The sequence below is a fragment of the Pseudomonas sp. KnCO4 genome (assembly GCF_045344305.1).
GTDB lineage: Bacteria > Pseudomonadota > Gammaproteobacteria > Pseudomonadales > Pseudomonadaceae > Aquipseudomonas > Aquipseudomonas anuradhapurensis.
Genome location: NZ_CP174199.1, coordinates 3,234,902 through 3,252,977, shown reverse-complemented (window position 1 = coordinate 3,252,977; position 18,076 = coordinate 3,234,902). Strand labels below are relative to the sequence as shown.

Sequence of the window (18,076 nt, the reverse complement as noted above, 5' to 3'; positions counted from 1 at the left end):
AGGGTGTTCAGTTCTGGTTGGCGGAAGTGGTCGGGCGCAGGTAGCTGACCTTCTGCACCTTGCCGTCGCTGTCGCGGTAGGTCAGGGTGGCGGTGCTGGTGTGCCCGCTGGCGTTGGCCGGGGCATCTATGGCGATGACTTGAGCGATGTCCAGGTGCGTGCCGTACTGGTACGGCGAGGCGGTCTGGGCGAAGGCACCGAAGCTGGCGCCGAAGGTCAAGGTGGCGATGGCGATTGCTTTGCTGAAGTTCATGGTCATGCTCCGTTAGCTGGGATAGTGGGATCAGCATGTGCTTGCTGGTTGACTGGTATGTTGCGCGATAATAGTTAGCGTACAAAATATATTTGCGTAATGGTGCTGATTGAGGCGGTGCATCAGCCCCGGCCATCGCCGCTGAGCGGCGATGGCCGGATGGTTTGGCTAGCGTGCTGCCGGCGGGAAGTCGATATCGGTAATGGCGATGTTGTTCAGGTAGTTGGTCAGGGTTAACAGCGTCACCTGCGCCACCACCTCGACGATCTTGCCATCGTCGATACCCGACTCACGGGCTGCTGCAATCTGCTGGTCGCTCAGCTGACCGCGGCTTTCGGTGACCTGGCGCGCCAGTGCGGCAACGGCGCTGAGCGTGCCACTGCGGGCCTGGCTGATTGCCTCTTCGCTCAGGCCCGCTTTGCCTGCGAAGAAAGCGTGCGCGGCCAGGCAGTAGTCGCAACCGTTCACCTGCGAAGCGGCGAGGGCGACCACTTCACGTTCAGCGGCGCTCAGCGAGGTTTTGCCCAGGGCTTGGGCAAGGCCCATGTAACCGTTCAATACAGCAGGGGAGTGGGCCAGGGTGCGGAAGGCGTTGGGGATGAAGCCGAGGCCTTTCTGGATACCTTCCAGCGCGGTGCGCGAGCCAGCAGGTGCCTGGTCCAGCGAGAGGGCAGCGATACGAGTCATGGTCATTCTCCAAGGGTTGATTAACGGGCTTGTCGATCAAGCTTGGAGTCAATGTTAGGTAGCCGGGCTTTCCTTTCGGCTGCAGATCATCGAAATTATGCAACAGATCGTCTAAACCCGAGTGTGCCATGGACCGATTGTCGACGTTGCTCAAACACTTCAACCTGCATGCCGCCACCTTTCACCAGGGCGGCTTCTGCGGCACTACCGACCTTGATGGGCAACAGCGGGTGGGGTACGCGCACCTGCTGCGTTCCGGCCGCCTGGCCTTCAGGGACAAGCACGGGCAGCTGTTGGAATTGAACGAACCGAGCCTGATCCTGGCGGTGCGCCCGCAGGCACACCGGTTGGTGGCGACCCAAGCCGATGAGGCGGAGCTGGTCTGCGCCACCTTGCAGTTCGAGGGCGGTGCCAACAACCCGCTGACCTTGGCCTTGCCGGATTTCATCATCAAGCCACTGCGCGAACTGCCAATGCTGACCGGTACCCTCGACTGGCTGTTTGCCGAAGCCTCCGGCGACGAATGTGGCCGCGATGTCATGCTCAATCGCCTGTTCGAGCTGATGGTAGTCCAGCTGCTTCGCCATCTCATCGCCAACCGCAGCATTACCTCGGGGATGATGGCCGGGCTGGCCGACGCCCAGCTCTCGCGCGCACTGGTCGCCATCCACAGCGAACCACAGCACAACTGGTCGGTGGCGCAGATGGCTGATCGTTCAGGCATGTCGCGGGCCAGCTTTGCCGCGCATTTTCGCCACACCGTGGGCATGACCCCGGCCGACTACCTGGCCAACTGGCGCATCAGCCTGGCCCAGAAGCGTCTGCGCGAGGGGCGCCCGATTGCGCTGATTGCCGATGAGGTCGGCTATGAAAGCCCGTCGGCCTTGGCCCGGACTTTCCGGCGCAAGGTTGGCGCTAGCCCGAAGGCCTGGCTGAAGCAGGGTTCGGCATAGCGCCCGGGGCGCCTACAGGTGCGCCCGGAGAAAATCGATGAACGCCTTCGTACGGGCGGAGCGCCGTCGCTCGGGGCTGAACACGGCGCTGACAGGCAGTGCGGTGGCCTGGTAATCGTCAAGTACGCTACGCACGCGGCCGTGCGCGACATCGGCTGCGAACAGCCATTCGGGCGACAGGGAAAGGCCCAGGCTGCCGAGCACCATTTCGCGGATGGCCTCGCTGCTGTTGCTGGTGACATTGCCTTTGATGGCAACCTCGAGCGCTTGCTCGCCGTGGGTGAACTGCCAGTTGTCATAGTGCGTCAGCAGGGTGAAACCACCGCGACACGGCAGACGACTTGGTTCAACCCGGTCGCTTCTCGTATCATCGGCGCATTCGCCTGTGGATCGGAACCTGTGCAATCACTCACTGGAAAACTTCAGCCTGCTTCGGCAACCCCTGCGAAGTGGGACGCAGGCGAGGCTGTCAGCCAGCTGTCGTGGGACGACCTGCGCATCATCAAGACCCTCAGTGAGTGTGGCAATCGTGCCGCCACGGCCAAGAAGCTCGGGGTGAACGTGTCCACCGTTTCGCGGCGCATTGCCCAGGTCGAGCGCACCCTGGGCATCGCCCTGTTCGACCATCGCAAGTCGGGCTACCTGCTCACGGCCGAAGGTGCCGAGCTGCGCGCGCTGGCCGAGCGCGTGGAGCTGGACATCGTCAGCGTCACGCGGCGTGTTTCCCGTGCTGGCCAGGGCCCCCTCGGCAAGCTGCGGATCACCACCAGCGACTCGCTGCTGCTGTACTTCCTCACCCCGATCATCGCCGAGTTCAAGGCGCTGAATGAGGGCATCACCCTGGAAGTACTGGTCGGCAACCAGACCTTGAGCCTGGCCCGGGACGAGTCGGATATCGCCATCCGGGCGACGCGCAAACCTGCCGACAGCCTGGTCGGCCGCAAACTGGCCAACATCGCCTGGGCGCCGTACTGCTGTGCCGGCCAGGCAGGCGCTGCCGCCCTTTTCGAAGGGGAGCAGCCATGGGTCTCGTATGCTGGCGCGCTGTGCGGTTTGCGGGCGACAAGTTACGTCGAGAACCGGGTCGCCCCCGAGCGCATCGTGTACCGCACCGATTCCGTCGCCGCTGCGAGCGCGGCCATCGCGGCAGGGCTCGGGTTTGGTTTTCTCCCGTGCATGCTGGGCGACATCACCCCGGGGTTGGTGCGTGCCGGCCCGGTGGTGCCCGAGCTGCAGGATGAACTGTGGCTATTGACCCACCAGGACATTCGCAAGTCGTGGCGAGTCAAAGCCTTCATGACCTTCTGTGCCGCCGCCGTGGCCGAGCAGAAGCCCTTGGTCGAAGGGCACCTCCCAGCCAGCTGAGGCCAGCCCCGGCCAGCTAGCGCCCGGATGCGCCGGCGCCAATCACGGCCTTGCAGGCGATCTCGATCAACTGCGGGCGCTGGGCCAGCCTGGAGACACCAATGATGTTGCTTGCGCACTGAGGCCGCTCAGTGCCGTATGCCGCCTTGCGCACCTTGCCGACGACGGCGAAGGCCGCGTCCATGTCCAGCACGTAGAGCGTCTCCTCGACCACATCCTGCAGGGTTGCGCCATACAGCGCGAGCAGCTTGGCAATGTTGGCGTAGGCGACCCGCATCTGCTCGCCCATCGAGGAAAAGTCACTGGGCTTGCCGTCGGCATCCAGCGGCGCCGGGGCGACCAGGTTGCCATCCTCGTCATGGTTGAACTGGCCCGACACATGGATCTCGTTGCCGACCCGGCGTGCCTGCGGATAGCCATAGGCATCCTCCCAGGGAACGCCCCAGTAGGCGGTGTCTTTGTTGAGTGGTTGTGAAGCTGCCATGTGCATTCCCCTGCAGATGAGCGGGCCGGATTGACCCGCATGGACAGGCGAATGCTAGCAGCGCATCGCCACGCCTGATGGCGCAAAAAAGAGCTTCTGTGAGCGCAAAAGTGCGCCACCGATGCCTGCCGGGTTTCGCTATCTTGTGTTCCACCTCAAGCGGCGACGACGCCGAGGCATGCACCACGAACGGTGCGACTGACCATCATCCAGCGGAGAGGAAGCAACCATGCGCAACCCTAAAACCGAAGTTCTGACCCCCCTCAACAGTCAGCTGATCTTCATCGACCAGCAGCCGCAGATGGCCTTCGGTGTGCAGAGCATCGACCGCCAGACGCTGAAGAACAACACCGTGGCCCTGGCCAAGGCGGCGAAGATCTTCGACGTGCCCACCACCATCACCACGGTCGAGACCGAAAGCTTCTCGGGGCACACCTACCCGGAGCTGCTCGCGGTGTTCCCGGACGCTCCGCTGCTGGAGCGCACCTCGATGAACTCCTGGGATGACCAGAAGGTGCGTGACGCGCTCAAGCACAACGGCCGCAACAAGGTGATCGTTTCCGGCCTGTGGACCGAAGTGTGCAACACCACCTTCGCCCTGTCGGCCATGCACGACGCCGGTTATGAGATCTACATGGTGGCGGACGCCTCCGGCGGCACCAGCAAGGAAGCCCACGACTACGCCATGCAGCGCATGATCCAGGCCGGCGTGGTGCCGGTGACCTGGCAACAGGTGCTGCTGGAATGGCAGCGCGACTGGAAGAACCGGGCCACCTACGACGCCGTGATGGCGCTGGTGAAAGAACATTCCGGCGCCTACGGCATGGGCGTCGATTACGCCTACACCATGGTGCACAAGGCGCCTGAGCGTGTTCAGCATGGCCCGACCCTGGCACCGGTGGCGGCAGCTGTCTGAACGTCACCCGTAGCCCCTGAACGGGGCTGGTGATTGATTGCAAGGGTGCGCTGCAGGCCGAGCCACCTGGGCCTGGTCTTCCCCTGGGAAGCCTGGTGCCTGGCTTGTGACCGCGGGCAGGCGCGCACCCGGTTACCTGGATGTGTGAACGGGTGAGAACATGGAACAATTCACCGTGCCGGCGTCAGTGCCGGCGGCAACGGCGCCGCTCGGTGCCTGGCAGATAGAAGCCGCCAAACAACTCATGCTGGAAAAGCTGGACAGCGGCATTTCGGTTGCCGAAGTCGCTCAAGCGTGCGCATTGTCACGCAGCCACTTCTCGCGCATGTTCAAGCAGAGTACCCGTATGCCCCCGCAGCAATGGCTGCGCGAACAGCGGGTGCTGAAGAGCAAAACGCTGCTGGAAACTTCCACCATGCTGCTTGTGGACATCGCACTGACGTGCGGTTTCTACGATCAATCCCACTTTCAGGACTGAAGGCATGACCCCGCAGAGGTGGCAGCAGCAGGTGTTCGGCGGTCATCGTCGGCGAGCACGGCGCGTGCAGTGATAACGAAAGCAGTGGCATCTTGATACAGGGAGAGGCGCAACCAGCTATCGACCCTGCGCACAATAGTGGCACTATGGCGTTTCACAGTAAGGGAAACATCCGGTACGGATATCCGGGTGTCATGCGCACAGGACCAAGGGAACATGGTTTCGATTCAGGTGGATGGTGAGGACAAGACCGCAAACATAAGCGACTGGTCTATTCGTTGGAGCGACAAGTTCGAAGCCCTGGCACTGACCTGTCATTTTCCATCTGGAAAAAAATACATTCGCCCGCTCAGTAACTGCAGGGTGTCACCCTCTCGCGAACTGAGCAATGTGCTGCTGATCAGACCCGGCAGCACGATCGTCAAGCCCATCGAAAAAGCGGTCATCTACGGCGAGCGATACGCCGTGGTGCATTATCCGGGTACCGACAAGCCCTATATTCACAAGATGGACGGCATTGTCTTCAGCGCGCCTACCGCGATCAGCGATACGCCGGTCTTCGCTTATTTCAAGGCTGTTGCCAGTGCTCGCCAGGCTCAAGCGCAGTCAGAGTCCGATCGTAAGATAGCCAGCAATGTCGTGGCTCAACTGGGGAACCTGCCTGCCAGCGCCAGCACGGCCTTGCAGGCCTATTGCACCGGGCGCAACGGCACGCTGGCGCCAGGCCTGGGGCTCATCTATCCGTTCGGGCTGAACGAAAGCCAGTACCAGGCCGTCGAGCGGGCGTTCAGCGCGCAGATCAGCGTGATCGAAGGCCCACCGGGCACCGGCAAGACCCAGACTATCCTCAACATCCTCGCCAATATCCTGTTGCGCGGGCAGACGGTGGCGGTGCTGTCCAACAACAATGCGGCTGTGGCAAACGTCTACGAGAAGTTGGAAAAGTGCGGCCTGGGCTACCTGGTAGCCAAGCTTGGTAAAAAGGAAAACCGCGAGGCCTTTTTTGCCAACCTGCCGGCGTGGCCCTCCAGCGCGCCCGGGCCGGCACCGTCCCTGGAAGAAATACAGGCCTTGCTGGCGCGCTTGAAGCAGCACCTGCAAGACCACAACCGGGCGGCACAACTGCAAATCGAACTGGACGAGCTGGTTATCGAGCGGCGCTACCTGCAGCAGTGGCAGGCAGAAAACGGTGTGCAGGCTACGGGCTCGTTGGACAAATACGGGCTGACCCCGCGCAAGACGGCCGACCTCATGGCCTACCTGGCGCACCTTGGCGAGCAGCGCGTGCAGCTCAAGGACCGCATCGAGCTGCTGTTCAAATTCAGAATCTTTCGCACCACACCGTTCGCCGCGGGCGAGGCGCGCATGGCCGCGTTCCATGCCCTGCAGATGCATTACTACGACAAGTCGCAACAGGCCAAGGAAGCCGAGCTGCGGGCGTGCCGTGAGTCGTTGGCGCGGGCCAACTTCACGGCGCTGCTGGAAGCGCTGACAACAGCATCGATGCAGCATCTGAAGCAGCATCTGCAAAGCCGTGCAGCGCCGCGAGGCAGCTTCGATGGCAAAACCTACCGCAGCGATTTCGATGCCTTCGTGCAGCGTTTCCCTATTCTAGGCAGCGGCACGCATTCCATCGTCAACTCGATCGCGGCGGGGGCGATCCTCGACTACGTGATCATCGACGAAGCGTCTTTGCAGGATATCGTGCCGGGCATCCTGCCACTGGGCTGCGCCAACAACCTGATCGTTGTCGGTGATAACCGCCAGTTGCCCTACATCCCGGTGAAACTGGGGCTTCAAGCGCCGGCCGAGGCCTACGATTGCGAGCGCTACAGCCTGCTGGATTCGTGCATTGCCGTGTTCCGGGAGGCACTGCCAAGGACATTGCTGAAGGAGCATTACCGATGCCACCCGAGGATCATCCAGTTCTGCAACCAGCAGTTCTACGACAATGCGCTGGTGCCCATGACCGTGGATAACGGCGAACAGCCCCTGCGCCTGGTGGTCACCGCCAAGGGCAACCACGCACGCAAGAACACCAACCTGCGCGAGCTGGAGTCGTTGCTGAAGGTGCTCGAGGACGAAGGGCCGCCTGTCGTCGTGGACGCTGGAGGCCGAGGTTGTATCGCCCCGTTCCGGGCCCAGGTCAGTCTTTCCGACAAGCACCTGCCGCCGGACTTCGTCAATGACACTGTGCACAAGTTCCAGGGCCGCGAGTGCGACGAAATCGTCTTCTCGACCGTGCTGGACAAGAAGCGCTACAACCAGGCGCAAGGACGCCTGGACTTCGTCGACGACCCTTGCATGATCAACGTGGCAGTGTCGCGGGCCAAGCATCGCTTCACCCTGGTGACCGGTGATGATGTATTCACCAGCAATAATGGCCACCTCGCCGCCTTGATCCGCTACATCAGCTATTACGCGCAGGATGAGCAGATCGTCCGTGCGCCGGTGGTGTCGGCATTCGACTTGTTGTACCGCGAGTACGACCAGTCCCTGGCACGCCTGAACGCTCGTCTGCGGCCGGAGGATTCACGCTACAAGTCCGAGCAGATCGTGGCACAGTTGCTCCGCGAGGCGCTGTTGGCCCCGGCGTGCCAGGCGCTGAAGTACCACACGCAGATCCGCCTGGATAAGCTCGCATCGCCGAGTAATCCCGCCTGGACGGCAGCCCAGCGGGCGTTCATGAGGCGCGCCAGTTGCGATTTCGTGATCTATTACAAAGTGGGCAAGACACCGGTAGGGGTGATCGAGGTCGATGGCGGCTACCACGACCACCCCGTGCAGGCGGCGCGGGATGCCATGAAGAACGAAATCCTGGCTGCAAGTGGTATTCCCATTTTACGGCTGCGGACGGTTGAGAGTGATCTCGAGCGCAGAGTAGGCGAATTCCTTGGGCAATGGGCCAGGCCGGTTGCGGACGCCTGAGCAGCTGGGGCTGAGGCCGGCACTGAACAAATGCCACGCGTTTATCCGCCCAGAAGCATGGATAATGCGCTGGATTGACCATCGCCGAGCAGCGTTTGCCAGGCGGTTGGCTGAGAAAGGCACCTATCAACCAATTGCGAGGACTTTGGCTACATGAAAGCTTTGCTGGACCGTGCACGCCAATGGGCCAAGTCGCTCAAGCGGCAGACCATGGTGCTCTGGTTCTGTTACCAGCACCCCGATACGCCGTGGCTGCCCAAATGGATAGCGGTATTCGTGGTGGCCTACGCGCTGAGCCCGATCGATCTCATTCCCGACTTCATACCCGTGCTGGGCTATCTGGACGATGTGATCATCTTGCCCCTTGGCATCCTGTTGGCAATTCGCCTGATGCCGCCGGCCGTGCTCGCGCAGTGCCAGGACAAAGCCCTGGCGTGGGAACAGAGCCAGGTGAAGCGACCGGTCAGCGTTACCGCAGCGGTGTTCATCGTACTGATCTGGATAGCCGTGCTAACGGGGGCGTTACTGGCATTCGCGCATTACTGAGCGCTTGCCCGAGCCTTGCGAATACCTCCGCCTGATGGCAACTCACCTGCGCACAAATGGGTTGAGGCCAGCCATCGGCTGGCTGGCCTCAACCGACGTCAGCCCTTGCTCAAATCAACCAATGGCGTCTGCCGCACCTCGGTTTTGCGCCCGCCCTGGATCTCGTCCACCTGCTGCAAGGCCTTGTCCACCGCTGCCTTGTCCGCCAACAAGCTGTAGCGGATATGGAACTGCCGGTGTTCCTTGGGGCCGATGGTCGGCACCAGGTTCAGTGGCCGCTGGTAACGGCGGTTGTAGGAAAAACTCGTCCCCGGCTCCAGACCCGTGACATAGCCCTGGCCTTGGGTGTCGGTATTCTTCCACAGCGAGAACACCGGCAGCGTGCCGGTATTGAAACCGACCGCAACGCCCAGGTTGCCAGCCTTGTTGTGCAGCACGGTCAAGGTATCGCCCTTGGCATCGGCATACGGCACCACGTTGTAGACCGTCTCGTCATAGTCCCGGGTCGGCGCACGGTAGGTCTGCCAGTCGGGCAGGTCGCCCTTGGCCTTGTCGTTGAACGGCGACACCTGTTTCACCGGCGCGGCGAAGCGCGCGCCTTGCTCGAGGAATGGCGTGCTGAAGTTGCTGTGGTACAACGCCTGGTACTCCTTCGCATAGTCGCCATTGTTGGTCAGCGTGTCGTTGACGGTGAACGCCACGCTGCCGGGTTCGGTGACCAGTTCGGTGGCGACGGCGAAGTCGACCTTCTTGAACGCCTGTTCTTTCAGTTCGCCACGCAAGCTGATGGCGTACGGTGGTTTCTCGTCGATGTGCAGGGTGACTCTGCTTGCAGGAATGTTGGCGGCGCGGCCATGCAGGGTCAGCAGCTCGCCATTGTCGATGCCGGGGTGGCCGACCCATTCGTAACCGCAGCGGGTGACCAGCTCGTTGAAGCCTTCCAGCCAGCCCAGGCCATTGCGCCCGTTGAGTTCGATGAAGGACGGGTTGACCACCTCCTTGACCGGTGAATCCCAGCCCAGCCGCACCGTGCCGACCGAGGCCTGCAGAATGTTCATGCCGCGTGTCGGCACGACCGACAGTTTCATCGTGCCGTTATCGATGTCGATGATGCTGACACCTTCCTGCCGGCCCCCGTGCAAGGTGCGCAGGCTCACGCTGAACGGCTTGTCGGTGTTCAGGCCCAGTTGCTGGCTGGTGATCTGCCAGTCCTGGGCGGCCTTGTCGGTGTCGAGCAGGACGTAATCCCAGGCCATGGCGTGGGAGGTCGCGCACAGGGCGCTAAGCGCAACGAAGCGTTTGAGGCGAAACATGGGCAACATGCCTTTCTTGGAATTGTGCCCAATTTATAGACCTGAAAAAACGTTTCAGCAAGCGCGCCAGACGGCATTTTCGGCGAAGCGCTCGGCCTGAGTGCCTTCACGCTCTGCTACCGACGCAGCCCTCGCGCCTGAGCAATTCGAGGTCCTTCGGCTTCACTGTCACCTGGTTGAGCTCATCGCCGCTGAACCAGCGGCATTCCACGATCTCGTGTGCGGGAGAAGGCGTCATCCCGGGTGGCACGGCCATTCGATAGAGCCAGTGTTCCTCGGCATCGAATACGTGATGGCCGAGGAACTGGGCGTCGCGCATTTCCAGGCTTGTCTCTTCGTGCAATTCCCGCCGCGCCGCTTCGAGCTGGGTTTCCCCGGGGTCGATCTTGCCCCCAGGCAATGACCATGCGCCGGTCGCCTTGCGCACCAGCAGCACCTTGCCAGCTTGCAGGCAAATGAGGGTCGAGTGTCGTTCCTTGCTGGTCATGTGCAGTACCTCCTGCAGAGGAGGCCGCAAATGCGCGGGCAAAGTTCAAACGCAACGCCAGAAGGGCACAGGGGCGCAGCATGGCCGCAGCATGCCAACCGCTACAGCGCCCGTACCATCTCCCAGAACGATGCGCCTACCCCGGTGATGCTTTCCCCGGCAATCAGCCCGGCTGCGGCGGTGATCGCAAACCGCTCGGTAACGCTCGGCCACCGGCAACCGACCAGCCAGGTGAGCAGCGCGCCGAGCCCCATCATCATGCTGATCGACGCCGGCAGTATGAACGCCAGCCCCAGCGCGGCGGTACTCGGCAGCCAGCGCGCCGCCCGGTGCGGCAGCAGGCTGTCGAGGGCACCCAGCAGCACGCCCGCCGCGCTACCCGCGACGATCGCCCAACGCAGCGCCGGCGACAGCGCGCCCAGCCCCTGCGTCAAGGTCTGGGCCACGGCCTTCCAGGTTGCCACGGCGGGTGCAGGCCATTGCTCGCTGAGCAGTTGCGCCTGCGGGTCGGGAATCAGCATCCGATACACCAGCACGGCCACCACGCTGCCGATAAAGATGCCGATGCATTGTGCAATCAGCTGCCGATGCGGCGTTGCACCGATCGCCTGGCCAACCTTGAAATCGTTCATCAGGTCGGTGGATTGCCCGGCCGCGCCACCGGCCGTATTCGCGCTCATCAGGTTGATCGCCACCTGGCCCGGGGCGACCAGGCCGAAGCCGAGCTGCGACAGCTTGCCGATGGCACCGATCGGCGCAATGCCAGTGGCACCGACCACGCGCGCGGCGACCACGGCAAGACACACTGCCAGGGGGATGCTCAGCAGCGCCATCCACCAGTCGATGCCAAACAGCAACGCTTGTAGCGCTACCACCAGGACAATGGACAACAGCAGCCCGGCAGCCGGCGTCAGGGGAAACCCCGTTTGCGTGCGCGATGCCCGGGCCAGCCGGTCGGCGGGCCTTTGCCGGGGCATTTGCAACAGGCGAACCGCCAACGATGTCAGGGTCGCGCACACCATCAGGCTGACCCCCGGCCACAGCAGCCATTCCACCAGCGCCGCGAACTGCGGGCCGCTGGCGTTCGGCGCCAGCACCACCAGCGCATGCTCGATCAGCCACGGTGCCAGCCCGCCCCAGGCCAGTGCGGCACCGAGCAGCAGCGTCAGGCCCACGCGGATGCCGATGATGCCACCGAAACCGACCAGCATCAGCGAAGGGTCGAGGGTGAAGGTCAGGCGCTCGAGCACTGGCGTGGGGGCCCAGCGCGGTATCGTCCAGACGAAGCCGTCGATCCACTTCACCAGCCCCGACAGCAACGCGGCACTGCAGAGTACCTTGATCCGCAGCATGGCTTCGTGGCCTTGCTGGTAGATCTGTTGCAGGGTCTCCAACGTCGCCATGCCCTCCGGGAATTTCAGGCCATGGTCAGCGAGCAGGGTGGGGCGCAGGTACCAGGCGATCCAGATGCCGAGGAAACTTACCGAGAACACCCAGGCCATCATCGGCAGTGGGTCCAACTGGTGACCGGTGAGCAGGGTATAGGCAGGGATCGGCGCCACCAGCCCGCCGGAAACGATGGATGCGGCGGCCGAGGCCACGGTCTGGTTGATGTTGCTTTCGTGCAGCGTCCACGCCGGCCGGCCCTTGCCGCGCCCTGGCAGGCTCTGCCACACGGCGAAGCCGACCAGCAAGGCGATGATCGACATGTTGAATGACCAGCCGATCCGCAGGCCCGCGTACACATTCGAGGGTGTGAGCAGGATGCCCAGCGCGATGCCGGTGAGTACCGCGCGCAGGCTCAGTTCACGCTCGACGCGCGCCAGGGGCAGGGCAGTGGAGGGGGCATGGCCCATGGCAATCCTTTGTCGGTGAGGCGAGCGCGCTTTGCACAACTGAGCCGCGCTTGCCGCAAAGGTTCACTGGCGCTTGCGGTTGCCCCAGCGCCAGCCTTCGCTCACCACTCGATGCGCTGGCCATCCCAGCCCCAGAAACTACCACTCTCGGCCGGCCCCAGCCGCCCCACCAGCGCGATCAGGCACTGTGCGGCAAACGCCGGGGTAAACAGTTTGCCCGCCGGCACGTTGCCTTGAAACGGCCGCGACAGCCGGGTATCGGTGGTGCCCGGATGCACGGCCAGTACGGTAGCGGCCGGGTTCAGGCGTTTCAGCTCGATGCTGGCCGTGTGCAGCAGCTGGTTCAATGCCGCCTTGCTGGCGCGGTAGCTGTACCAGCCGCCCAGGCGGTTGTCGCTGATCGAGCCGACCCGGGCCGACAGTGCCGCGAACGTGGCGGGCTGCCGGCGCAGCAGCGGCAGCAGGTGCTTGAGCAGCAGCACCGGCGCGAACGCGTTGGTGGCGAAGCTGGCCTGCAGGCCGGCCAGGTCCAGTTGCGCCAGCGACTTTTCTGCCTTGCTGCCTTCCTGATGGAGAATGCCCAGGGTACTGATCACCAGGTGCAGGTGCTCGCAGCCGTGGCCCACCTGGCGTGCCAGGGCCGCAAGCGCCTGCTCGTCGCGGGCATCGCAATCCACCAGCGCCACTCGCCCAGCATGCTGCCTGGCCAGGGCCAGCAGCGCATCATTGCTGCTGGCCTGACGCGACACGGCCCAGACCTGGCGCACATCGTCGCGCGCCAGCAACGCCGTGCACAGGGCCAGGCCGATGCCTTGGCTAGCGCCGCACAGCAGTACATTGGCCTGGCCCGCCAGCCCGGGGATAAGCTTCATGCAACACCTTCCGGCGGCGCGACCGGCGCGGAAAGTATCTTGTTCGCCACGCCGAACGGCACATGCACCATCGGCAGGTTGCCTGCCGACGACTGCAAATGGCTGCGCTGGTCATCGAAGAACACATGCGGCTTGAGGATCGACAACACCCGGGGTTTCTCCATTCCGCCGAGGAAGAAGCATTCATCCGGCGATACGCCCCAGTTCTTCAAGGTGGTCACCACCCGCTCATGCGAAGGTGCGTTGCGTGCCGTGACGATGGCAATGCGCAAGATCCGTTTGTAGCTTGGGTCTTCGGCCAGTTTCCGTTCCTCCAGCATGCGTATCAGCGAAAGCTTGCGGTACAGGTCGGCCAGCGGCCCCGGCGCGTGCGGGGTGGCCATGTGCATGCGCTCATGCTGCTGGAAGTCGTCCAGGCTGTTGTCGCGCTTGTATACGCTCTCCGCTTCATCGTCGGCGATCACCCCGTCGAAGTCGAAGGCCACCCGCAACTCGGTGTCGATCTCGTCATCGTAGATGCGCGTCGGCAGCACCCGCCCGGCGGGGTAGTTGGCGTCGATCGCCTTCTGCACGTCTTCCTCGTTGGCGCTGAGAAACAGTGAGGCATTGAACGCCGGAATGTATTCGTAAGGCGAGCGGCCAGACATGAACGCCGCGCGGGTGATGTCCAGCTGGTAGTGGTCGATCGAGCGAAACACCCGCAGGCCGGTTTCCGGTGAATTGCGCGACAGCAGCACCACTTCCACCGGCAACTGCTCGGGGAACGCCTGGTTGATGCTGAGGAAGCGGCGGATGAACGGGAACGCCACGCCCTTGGGCAAGGGCTCGTCCAGGTTCTGCTGCTGGTGCTGGCGGTAAGCCTCGACGCCCTGGGCCTGGTAGATGTCGTCCGAGACGCTGAGGTCGAACAGCGCACTCGAAGCCACGCCGATGACCAGCTTCTGTTCGATGGGGTAGGGCATGAAGCGACTCCTGAGCCTGTGCTGAAGGCAAGTGTACCCTGTGGGCGCGGATTCACCCGCCAAGGATCCTTTTGCGAGGTGCGCGCGAGGCTGCTAGCCAAGCCTGGCGATGTCGGCAGGCCCAGTGTCGTGAAGCTGTTCGACCAGAAAGTCGACGAACACCCGCACCCGCGCCGGCATTGCCGGGCCACCGACGAATACGGCATGGATCGGCTCGCGGTCACCCGGATTGTAGGCTTCCAGCAACGGTACCAGGCGCCCGCTGGCGAGGTCGTCGGCGACGGTGAAGGTACCGATGCGGGCAACCCCGGCGCCGAGCGTGGCCAATTGCGCCAGGGCTTCGCCACTGCTGCATTCGAGGTTGCCGCTGACCTTCAGTGCAAAGACCTGGCCGTCGCGCTGGAACGGCCAGTCCGGCGCGGCACGGCGGAAGTTGAAGCGCAGGCAGTTGTGCCGGGCCAGGTCCTCCGGCACCAGGGGCGTGCCACAGCGTTGCAGGTAGTCAGGGGAGGCCACGATGACCTGGCCGGTTTCGCCGATGGCACGGGCGCTCAACGAGCTGTCCGGCAGCGCGCCGAAGCGTAGCGCCACGTCGGCTTGGCCGCCGGAAATGTCGGCGATTTCGTCGCTGAGGGTAAGGTCGACCAGCACCTGCGGGTAGCGCGCGCTGAACGCCGCCAGCAGCGGCACCACGGTCAGCCGGCCATGGCCCAGCGCTGCACTGACCCGCAAGCGCCCGCGTGGCACGCCCTGGTCGGTAATGGCTTGTTCCACTTCGTCCAGGTCGGCCAGCACCCGCCGTGCGCCACGCAGGTACGCCTCGCCTTCAGGGGTAAGGGTGATCGCCCGGGTGGTGCGCAGCAGCAGGCGGGTGCCCAGGCGCTGTTCGGTACGGGCCAGGATACGGCTCACCGCCGAAGGCGTCAGGCCCAGCGCCCGCGCTGCGGCGGACAGGCTGCCCGCTTGCGCCACCTTGGCGAATATTTCCATCTCTCCGGATCGCCCGCTGAAATCCATTTGTGCCTCGTCAGCAAAGGTGGTTCGCAAAAATGCAGTCTAGTGCAGCCAGCTGGTGGATCGTAGCATTTGCGGCACAGATAAGGAGTTTGCCATGCGTATCAATCCCCCGCTTGTCGCACTCGCCATCGGTGCCTTTGGCATTGGTGTCACCGAGTTCGCCCCCATGGGCATGTTGCCCAGTATCGCCACCGACCTTGGCGTCTCGATCCCGGCTGCGGGGTTGCTGGTCAGCGCCTACGCCATCGGTGTACTGGTCGGCGCACCGCTGATGACCCTGGCCACGGTGAAAGTCCAGCGGCGTTACCTGCTGATCGGGCTGATGGCCATTTTCACCCTCGGCAACCTGCTGTCAGCCCTGGCCGACGACTACGCCAGCCTGCTGGTCGCGCGCGTGGTGACCTCGCTCAACCACGGCGCCTTCTTTGGCATCGGCTCGATCGTCGCGGCCAGCGTGGTGCCGCCCGACAAGCGCGCCGGGGCGGTGGCGGCAATGTTCATGGGCCTGACCCTGGCCACCATCGGTGGCGTGCCGCTGGCGACCTGGTTCGGTGAACTGCTTGGCTGGCGCACCGCATTCTGGGGCATCGCCGGGCTCGGCCTGGTTGCCATGACCAGCCTCTGGTACGCACTGCCCAATGTGCCCTCGCCCAAGGGGGACGGGGCCATGGCCGAGCTGCGCGTACTCGCGCGCCGGCCGGTGCTGGCGGCGTTGCTGCTGACCGTGGTGGGCTCCAGTGCGATGTTCACGGTATTCACCTACATCGCGCCGATCCTGCAGCGCGAGGCGGCCGCGTCCACCACGTTCGTGACCGCCATGCTGGTGCTGTTCGGCGTCGGCCTGACCTTGGGCAACGTGTGGGGCGGCAAGGCGGCGGACCGTTCGGTCGATCGCACCTTGATCGTGTCACTGGCCACCCTGATCGCGGTACTGCTGGTGTTTCCGCTGCTGCTGGGCTGGTCGCTGCCGACGGCATTGGCGATCCTGGTCTGGGGCGCTGCCAGCTTCGCCCTGGTGCCCCCGCTGCAGATGCGCGTGATGGAAGCGGCCAAGGATGCGCCTAACCTGGCCTCGGCGGTGAACATTGGTGCGTTCAACCTGGGCAATGCGATTGGCGCGGCGCTGGGTGGCGCGGTCATCAATGCCGGGCTGGGTTATCCGGCGATTGCCTTGGCGGGGGCTGCGACGGCAGCGCTTGGGTTGTTGATGGTGCTGATGTTTGCCTGGCGTGGGCGTGGCCAGGCGCTGACGGGGCGGGCAGCTGCGTAAGGCATCGGGGCCGCTTGGCGGCCCGTCGCGGGTATCAATCGGTGTTTGTCACGGCGTACCGTTGCGGCCATGCAGGTGATAGGCCGGGCGCTCGCTCAGGCGCTCGTAGTAATCGCGCACGGCCGGTAGCTGCGGGTGCTCCAGTGGCGTTTCGAACCAGCGGTTCACCGACAGGCCGATGGGGATGTCGGCCAGCGTGAACTGGCTGCCGGCCACATAGGCACCGGTGCTTGCCAGCTGGCCCTCGAGGATGCGCATGTAGCGCGCCCAGTCCGCGCAACCGGCGGCCAGGGCCTGCGAGTCCTGGTGGGCCGGCGAGTGCCTGACCAGCGACATGAACGCGTAGCTCCAGGACCGGTTGAGGTCCGAGGCCTGCCAGTCGATCCACTGGTCGATCCTGGCTCGGGCCTGCGCCTCGCTGGGGTAGAACGCCGTAGCGCCGTAGCGGGTGGCCAGGTAGCGGATGATGCTGTTCGATTCCCACAGGGTGAAGTCGCCATCCTGGATCACCGGGACCATGGCGTTGGGGTTCAGCGCGAGGAACTCGGCGCTGTCCGTGGGCTGGAAGCCGGTGCCCCAGTCTTCGCGCTCGTACGCCACCTCGAACTCGGCGCACGCCCACAGGACTTTTCGTACATTGATCGATGAGGCTCTGCCCAATATCCGCAACATGCTTTTCGTCCTTGTGTGGGGGAAGTTGATCGTCCGCCACTGCCGTGGCCTGGTCAAGCGGCAGCTGCAGGCTACCGGGTCAGGCTTGCCTGAGGGGCGCGAACTTGGCACCCTTGGCCGGTTTGCATCGTTGGCATCACCACAGAAGGAAGTATGCATTGAGCTGGGACAAGGTGGGGAAGCTCCTCGTGGCCGTGCTGATCGGCCTGATGGTCCTGTTGGCCGCTTATGGGTTGCTCCGCGGCAGCCCGCGCCTGGAGGCCTCGCTGAGCTACGCCTACCTGACTTATCCCAGCCAGTTCAGCGAGCGCATCAGCAAGGCCAGCGAGCAGCTCAAGTACGAACAATTGCAGGGCCGTATCAACACCATCAGCGAAGGCGGGCTGAGCCACGACCAGGTCGAGCGGCTGATCGAGATGGCCCAGGCACCCTATACCCAGCTGTTCGCCAAACCGTTCGAGGCCGGGCTGGTCGACCACCGTACCGGCTTGCTCATCGAGCTGCGCAACAGCGGTGACGCGCCGGTGCGCCAGGTGAAAATTCGTCTGCCGGCCAAGGGCCTGGTGCAGGTGCGCGACGCGGCTGGCAACGACACCATCGTCGAGGCCGCTACCGCACAGGTGGAAATCCCGGCCATAGAGCCTGCTGGCGCGTGCAAGGTATGGGTGTATTTCGATGCGGACTACACGCAGATCCGCCAGGGCGGGATCAGCATCAGCCATGCCGACGGCGAGGCTGACGTGCAGGTCTATCGTGAAGTCATCGGCTTCCCGGCCTGGGTGGCGCGCTACAGCCGCGAACTGATGGCGCTGCTGGGCGTATTGGTTTGCAGTGTGCTGGGCCTGGGGTATGCCTGCCTGGCGCGTCGAAACCTGCGCCAGGCACAGCCTCTCTAGGCTCTGTATGAAAAGTCTTGAGACGCAGGTCAGGCAAGGCGAAAACAGCCGAGGAAGCGGAGTGTACTGAAGTACATGAGCATTCCGAGGTTGTTTTCAACGCAGCATGAACAAGTATCAA

Annotated in this window: 18 protein-coding genes and 1 pseudogene; 8 read left to right on the top strand and 11 right to left on the bottom strand. The window is 63.7% G+C overall.

What is annotated here, in order from left to right:
• Nucleotides 1-7: 7 nt before the first annotated feature.
• Together ACJA3S_RS15215 and ACJA3S_RS15210 are read right to left on the bottom strand one after the other, a co-directional pair.
• Complete coding sequence (locus ACJA3S_RS15215) at nt 8-253, bottom strand: DUF2790 domain-containing protein (RefSeq protein WP_170030361.1); 246 nt, start codon at nt 251-253, stop codon at nt 8-10.
• A gap of 168 nt (nt 254-421) precedes the next feature.
• A complete protein-coding gene (locus tag ACJA3S_RS15210) occupies nt 422-940 on the bottom strand; it encodes a carboxymuconolactone decarboxylase family protein (RefSeq protein ID WP_406819129.1) in 519 nt (172 codons plus the stop codon).
• A gap of 128 nt (nt 941-1,068) precedes the next feature.
• Between ACJA3S_RS15210 and ACJA3S_RS15205 the strand changes: the two genes are divergently transcribed.
• On the top strand, nt 1,069-1,893 hold the full coding sequence (locus ACJA3S_RS15205; RefSeq protein WP_406819128.1) for a cupin domain-containing protein: 825 nt from the start codon (nt 1,069-1,071) through the stop codon (nt 1,891-1,893).
• 12 nt (nt 1,894-1,905) lie between these two features.
• On the opposite strand, the pseudogene ACJA3S_RS15200 reads toward ACJA3S_RS15205, so the two are convergent.
• Nucleotides 1,906-2,211 (bottom strand): annotated as a pseudogene (locus ACJA3S_RS15200) (LysR substrate-binding domain-containing protein); the annotation flags it as partial.
• A gap of 81 nt (nt 2,212-2,292) precedes the next feature.
• Here ACJA3S_RS15200 and ACJA3S_RS15195 point away from each other — a divergent pair.
• Nucleotides 2,293-3,258, top strand: a complete 966-nt coding sequence (locus tag ACJA3S_RS15195) for a LysR family transcriptional regulator (protein WP_406819127.1) — start codon at nt 2,293-2,295, stop codon at nt 3,256-3,258.
• A gap of 16 nt (nt 3,259-3,274) precedes the next feature.
• Here the strand turns inward: ACJA3S_RS15195 and ACJA3S_RS15190 are convergent, their stop codons facing one another.
• Complete coding sequence (locus ACJA3S_RS15190; protein WP_406819126.1) at nt 3,275-3,742, bottom strand: RidA family protein; 468 nt, start codon at nt 3,740-3,742, stop codon at nt 3,275-3,277.
• 229 nt (nt 3,743-3,971) lie between these two features.
• Between ACJA3S_RS15190 and ACJA3S_RS15185 the strand changes: the two genes are divergently transcribed.
• From ACJA3S_RS15185 to ACJA3S_RS15170, 4 genes are all read left to right on the top strand, one after another.
• The gene (locus ACJA3S_RS15185) at nt 3,972-4,658 is read left to right on the top strand and encodes a hydrolase (protein ID WP_170030355.1); all 687 of its coding nucleotides are present in this window, start codon (nt 3,972-3,974) and stop codon (nt 4,656-4,658) included.
• Between the two features lie 160 nt (nt 4,659-4,818).
• Nucleotides 4,819-5,136, top strand: coding sequence for a helix-turn-helix domain-containing protein (locus ACJA3S_RS15180; RefSeq protein ID WP_406819125.1), 318 nt, complete (start codon nt 4,819-4,821; stop codon nt 5,134-5,136).
• Between the two features lie 216 nt (nt 5,137-5,352).
• Entirely contained in the window at nt 5,353-8,064 is a 2,712-nt protein-coding gene (locus tag ACJA3S_RS15175) for an AAA domain-containing protein (RefSeq protein WP_406819124.1), read from the top strand.
• Between the two features lie 153 nt (nt 8,065-8,217).
• Nucleotides 8,218-8,610 (top strand): YkvA family protein, encoded by a 393-nt coding sequence (locus ACJA3S_RS15170; protein WP_406819123.1) that lies wholly within the window; start codon nt 8,218-8,220, stop codon nt 8,608-8,610.
• Nucleotides 8,611-8,708: 98 nt separating this feature from the next.
• Here ACJA3S_RS15170 and ACJA3S_RS15165 read toward each other — a convergent pair whose 3' ends face one another.
• The 6 genes from ACJA3S_RS15165 to ACJA3S_RS15140 all read right to left on the bottom strand — a co-directional run bounded on the left by ACJA3S_RS15165 (nt 8,709) and on the right by ACJA3S_RS15140 (nt 15,117).
• The gene (locus ACJA3S_RS15165; protein ID WP_406819122.1) at nt 8,709-9,923 is read right to left on the bottom strand and encodes an aldose 1-epimerase family protein; all 1,215 of its coding nucleotides are present in this window, start codon (nt 9,921-9,923) and stop codon (nt 8,709-8,711) included.
• Nucleotides 9,924-10,029: 106 nt separating this feature from the next.
• Nucleotides 10,030-10,410, bottom strand: coding sequence for an NUDIX domain-containing protein (locus tag ACJA3S_RS15160; protein WP_406819121.1), 381 nt, complete (start codon nt 10,408-10,410; stop codon nt 10,030-10,032).
• 101 nt (nt 10,411-10,511) lie between these two features.
• Entirely contained in the window at nt 10,512-12,266 is a 1,755-nt protein-coding gene (locus ACJA3S_RS15155) for an OPT family oligopeptide transporter (protein WP_406819120.1), read from the bottom strand.
• 101 nt (nt 12,267-12,367) lie between these two features.
• A complete protein-coding gene (locus ACJA3S_RS15150) occupies nt 12,368-13,138 on the bottom strand; it encodes an SDR family NAD(P)-dependent oxidoreductase (protein ID WP_406819119.1) in 771 nt (256 codons plus the stop codon).
• Nucleotides 13,135-14,100 (bottom strand): 5'-nucleotidase, encoded by a 966-nt coding sequence (locus ACJA3S_RS15145; RefSeq protein ID WP_406819118.1) that lies wholly within the window; start codon nt 14,098-14,100, stop codon nt 13,135-13,137. The genes ACJA3S_RS15150 and ACJA3S_RS15145 overlap by 4 nt, the downstream gene beginning before the upstream one ends.
• 93 nt (nt 14,101-14,193) lie before the next feature.
• Nucleotides 14,194-15,117: a LysR family transcriptional regulator gene (locus ACJA3S_RS15140; protein WP_406819117.1), complete on the bottom strand. Its 924-nt coding sequence runs from the start codon at nt 15,115-15,117 to the stop codon at nt 14,194-14,196.
• Between the two features lie 94 nt (nt 15,118-15,211).
• Between ACJA3S_RS15140 and ACJA3S_RS15135 the strand changes: the two genes are divergently transcribed.
• Complete coding sequence (locus ACJA3S_RS15135) at nt 15,212-16,387, top strand: MFS transporter (RefSeq protein WP_406819116.1); 1,176 nt, start codon at nt 15,212-15,214, stop codon at nt 16,385-16,387.
• Nucleotides 16,388-16,435: 48 nt separating this feature from the next.
• Here the strand turns inward: ACJA3S_RS15135 and ACJA3S_RS15130 are convergent, their stop codons facing one another.
• Nucleotides 16,436-17,059, bottom strand: coding sequence for a glutathione S-transferase family protein (locus ACJA3S_RS15130; protein ID WP_406819115.1), 624 nt, complete (start codon nt 17,057-17,059; stop codon nt 16,436-16,438).
• A 158-nt stretch (nt 17,060-17,217) separates the two neighbouring features.
• Here ACJA3S_RS15130 and ACJA3S_RS15125 point away from each other — a divergent pair, with 158 nt between their 5' ends.
• Nucleotides 17,218-17,955, top strand: a complete 738-nt coding sequence (locus ACJA3S_RS15125) for a hypothetical protein (protein WP_406819114.1) — start codon at nt 17,218-17,220, stop codon at nt 17,953-17,955.
• Nucleotides 17,956-18,076 lie beyond the last annotated feature (121 nt).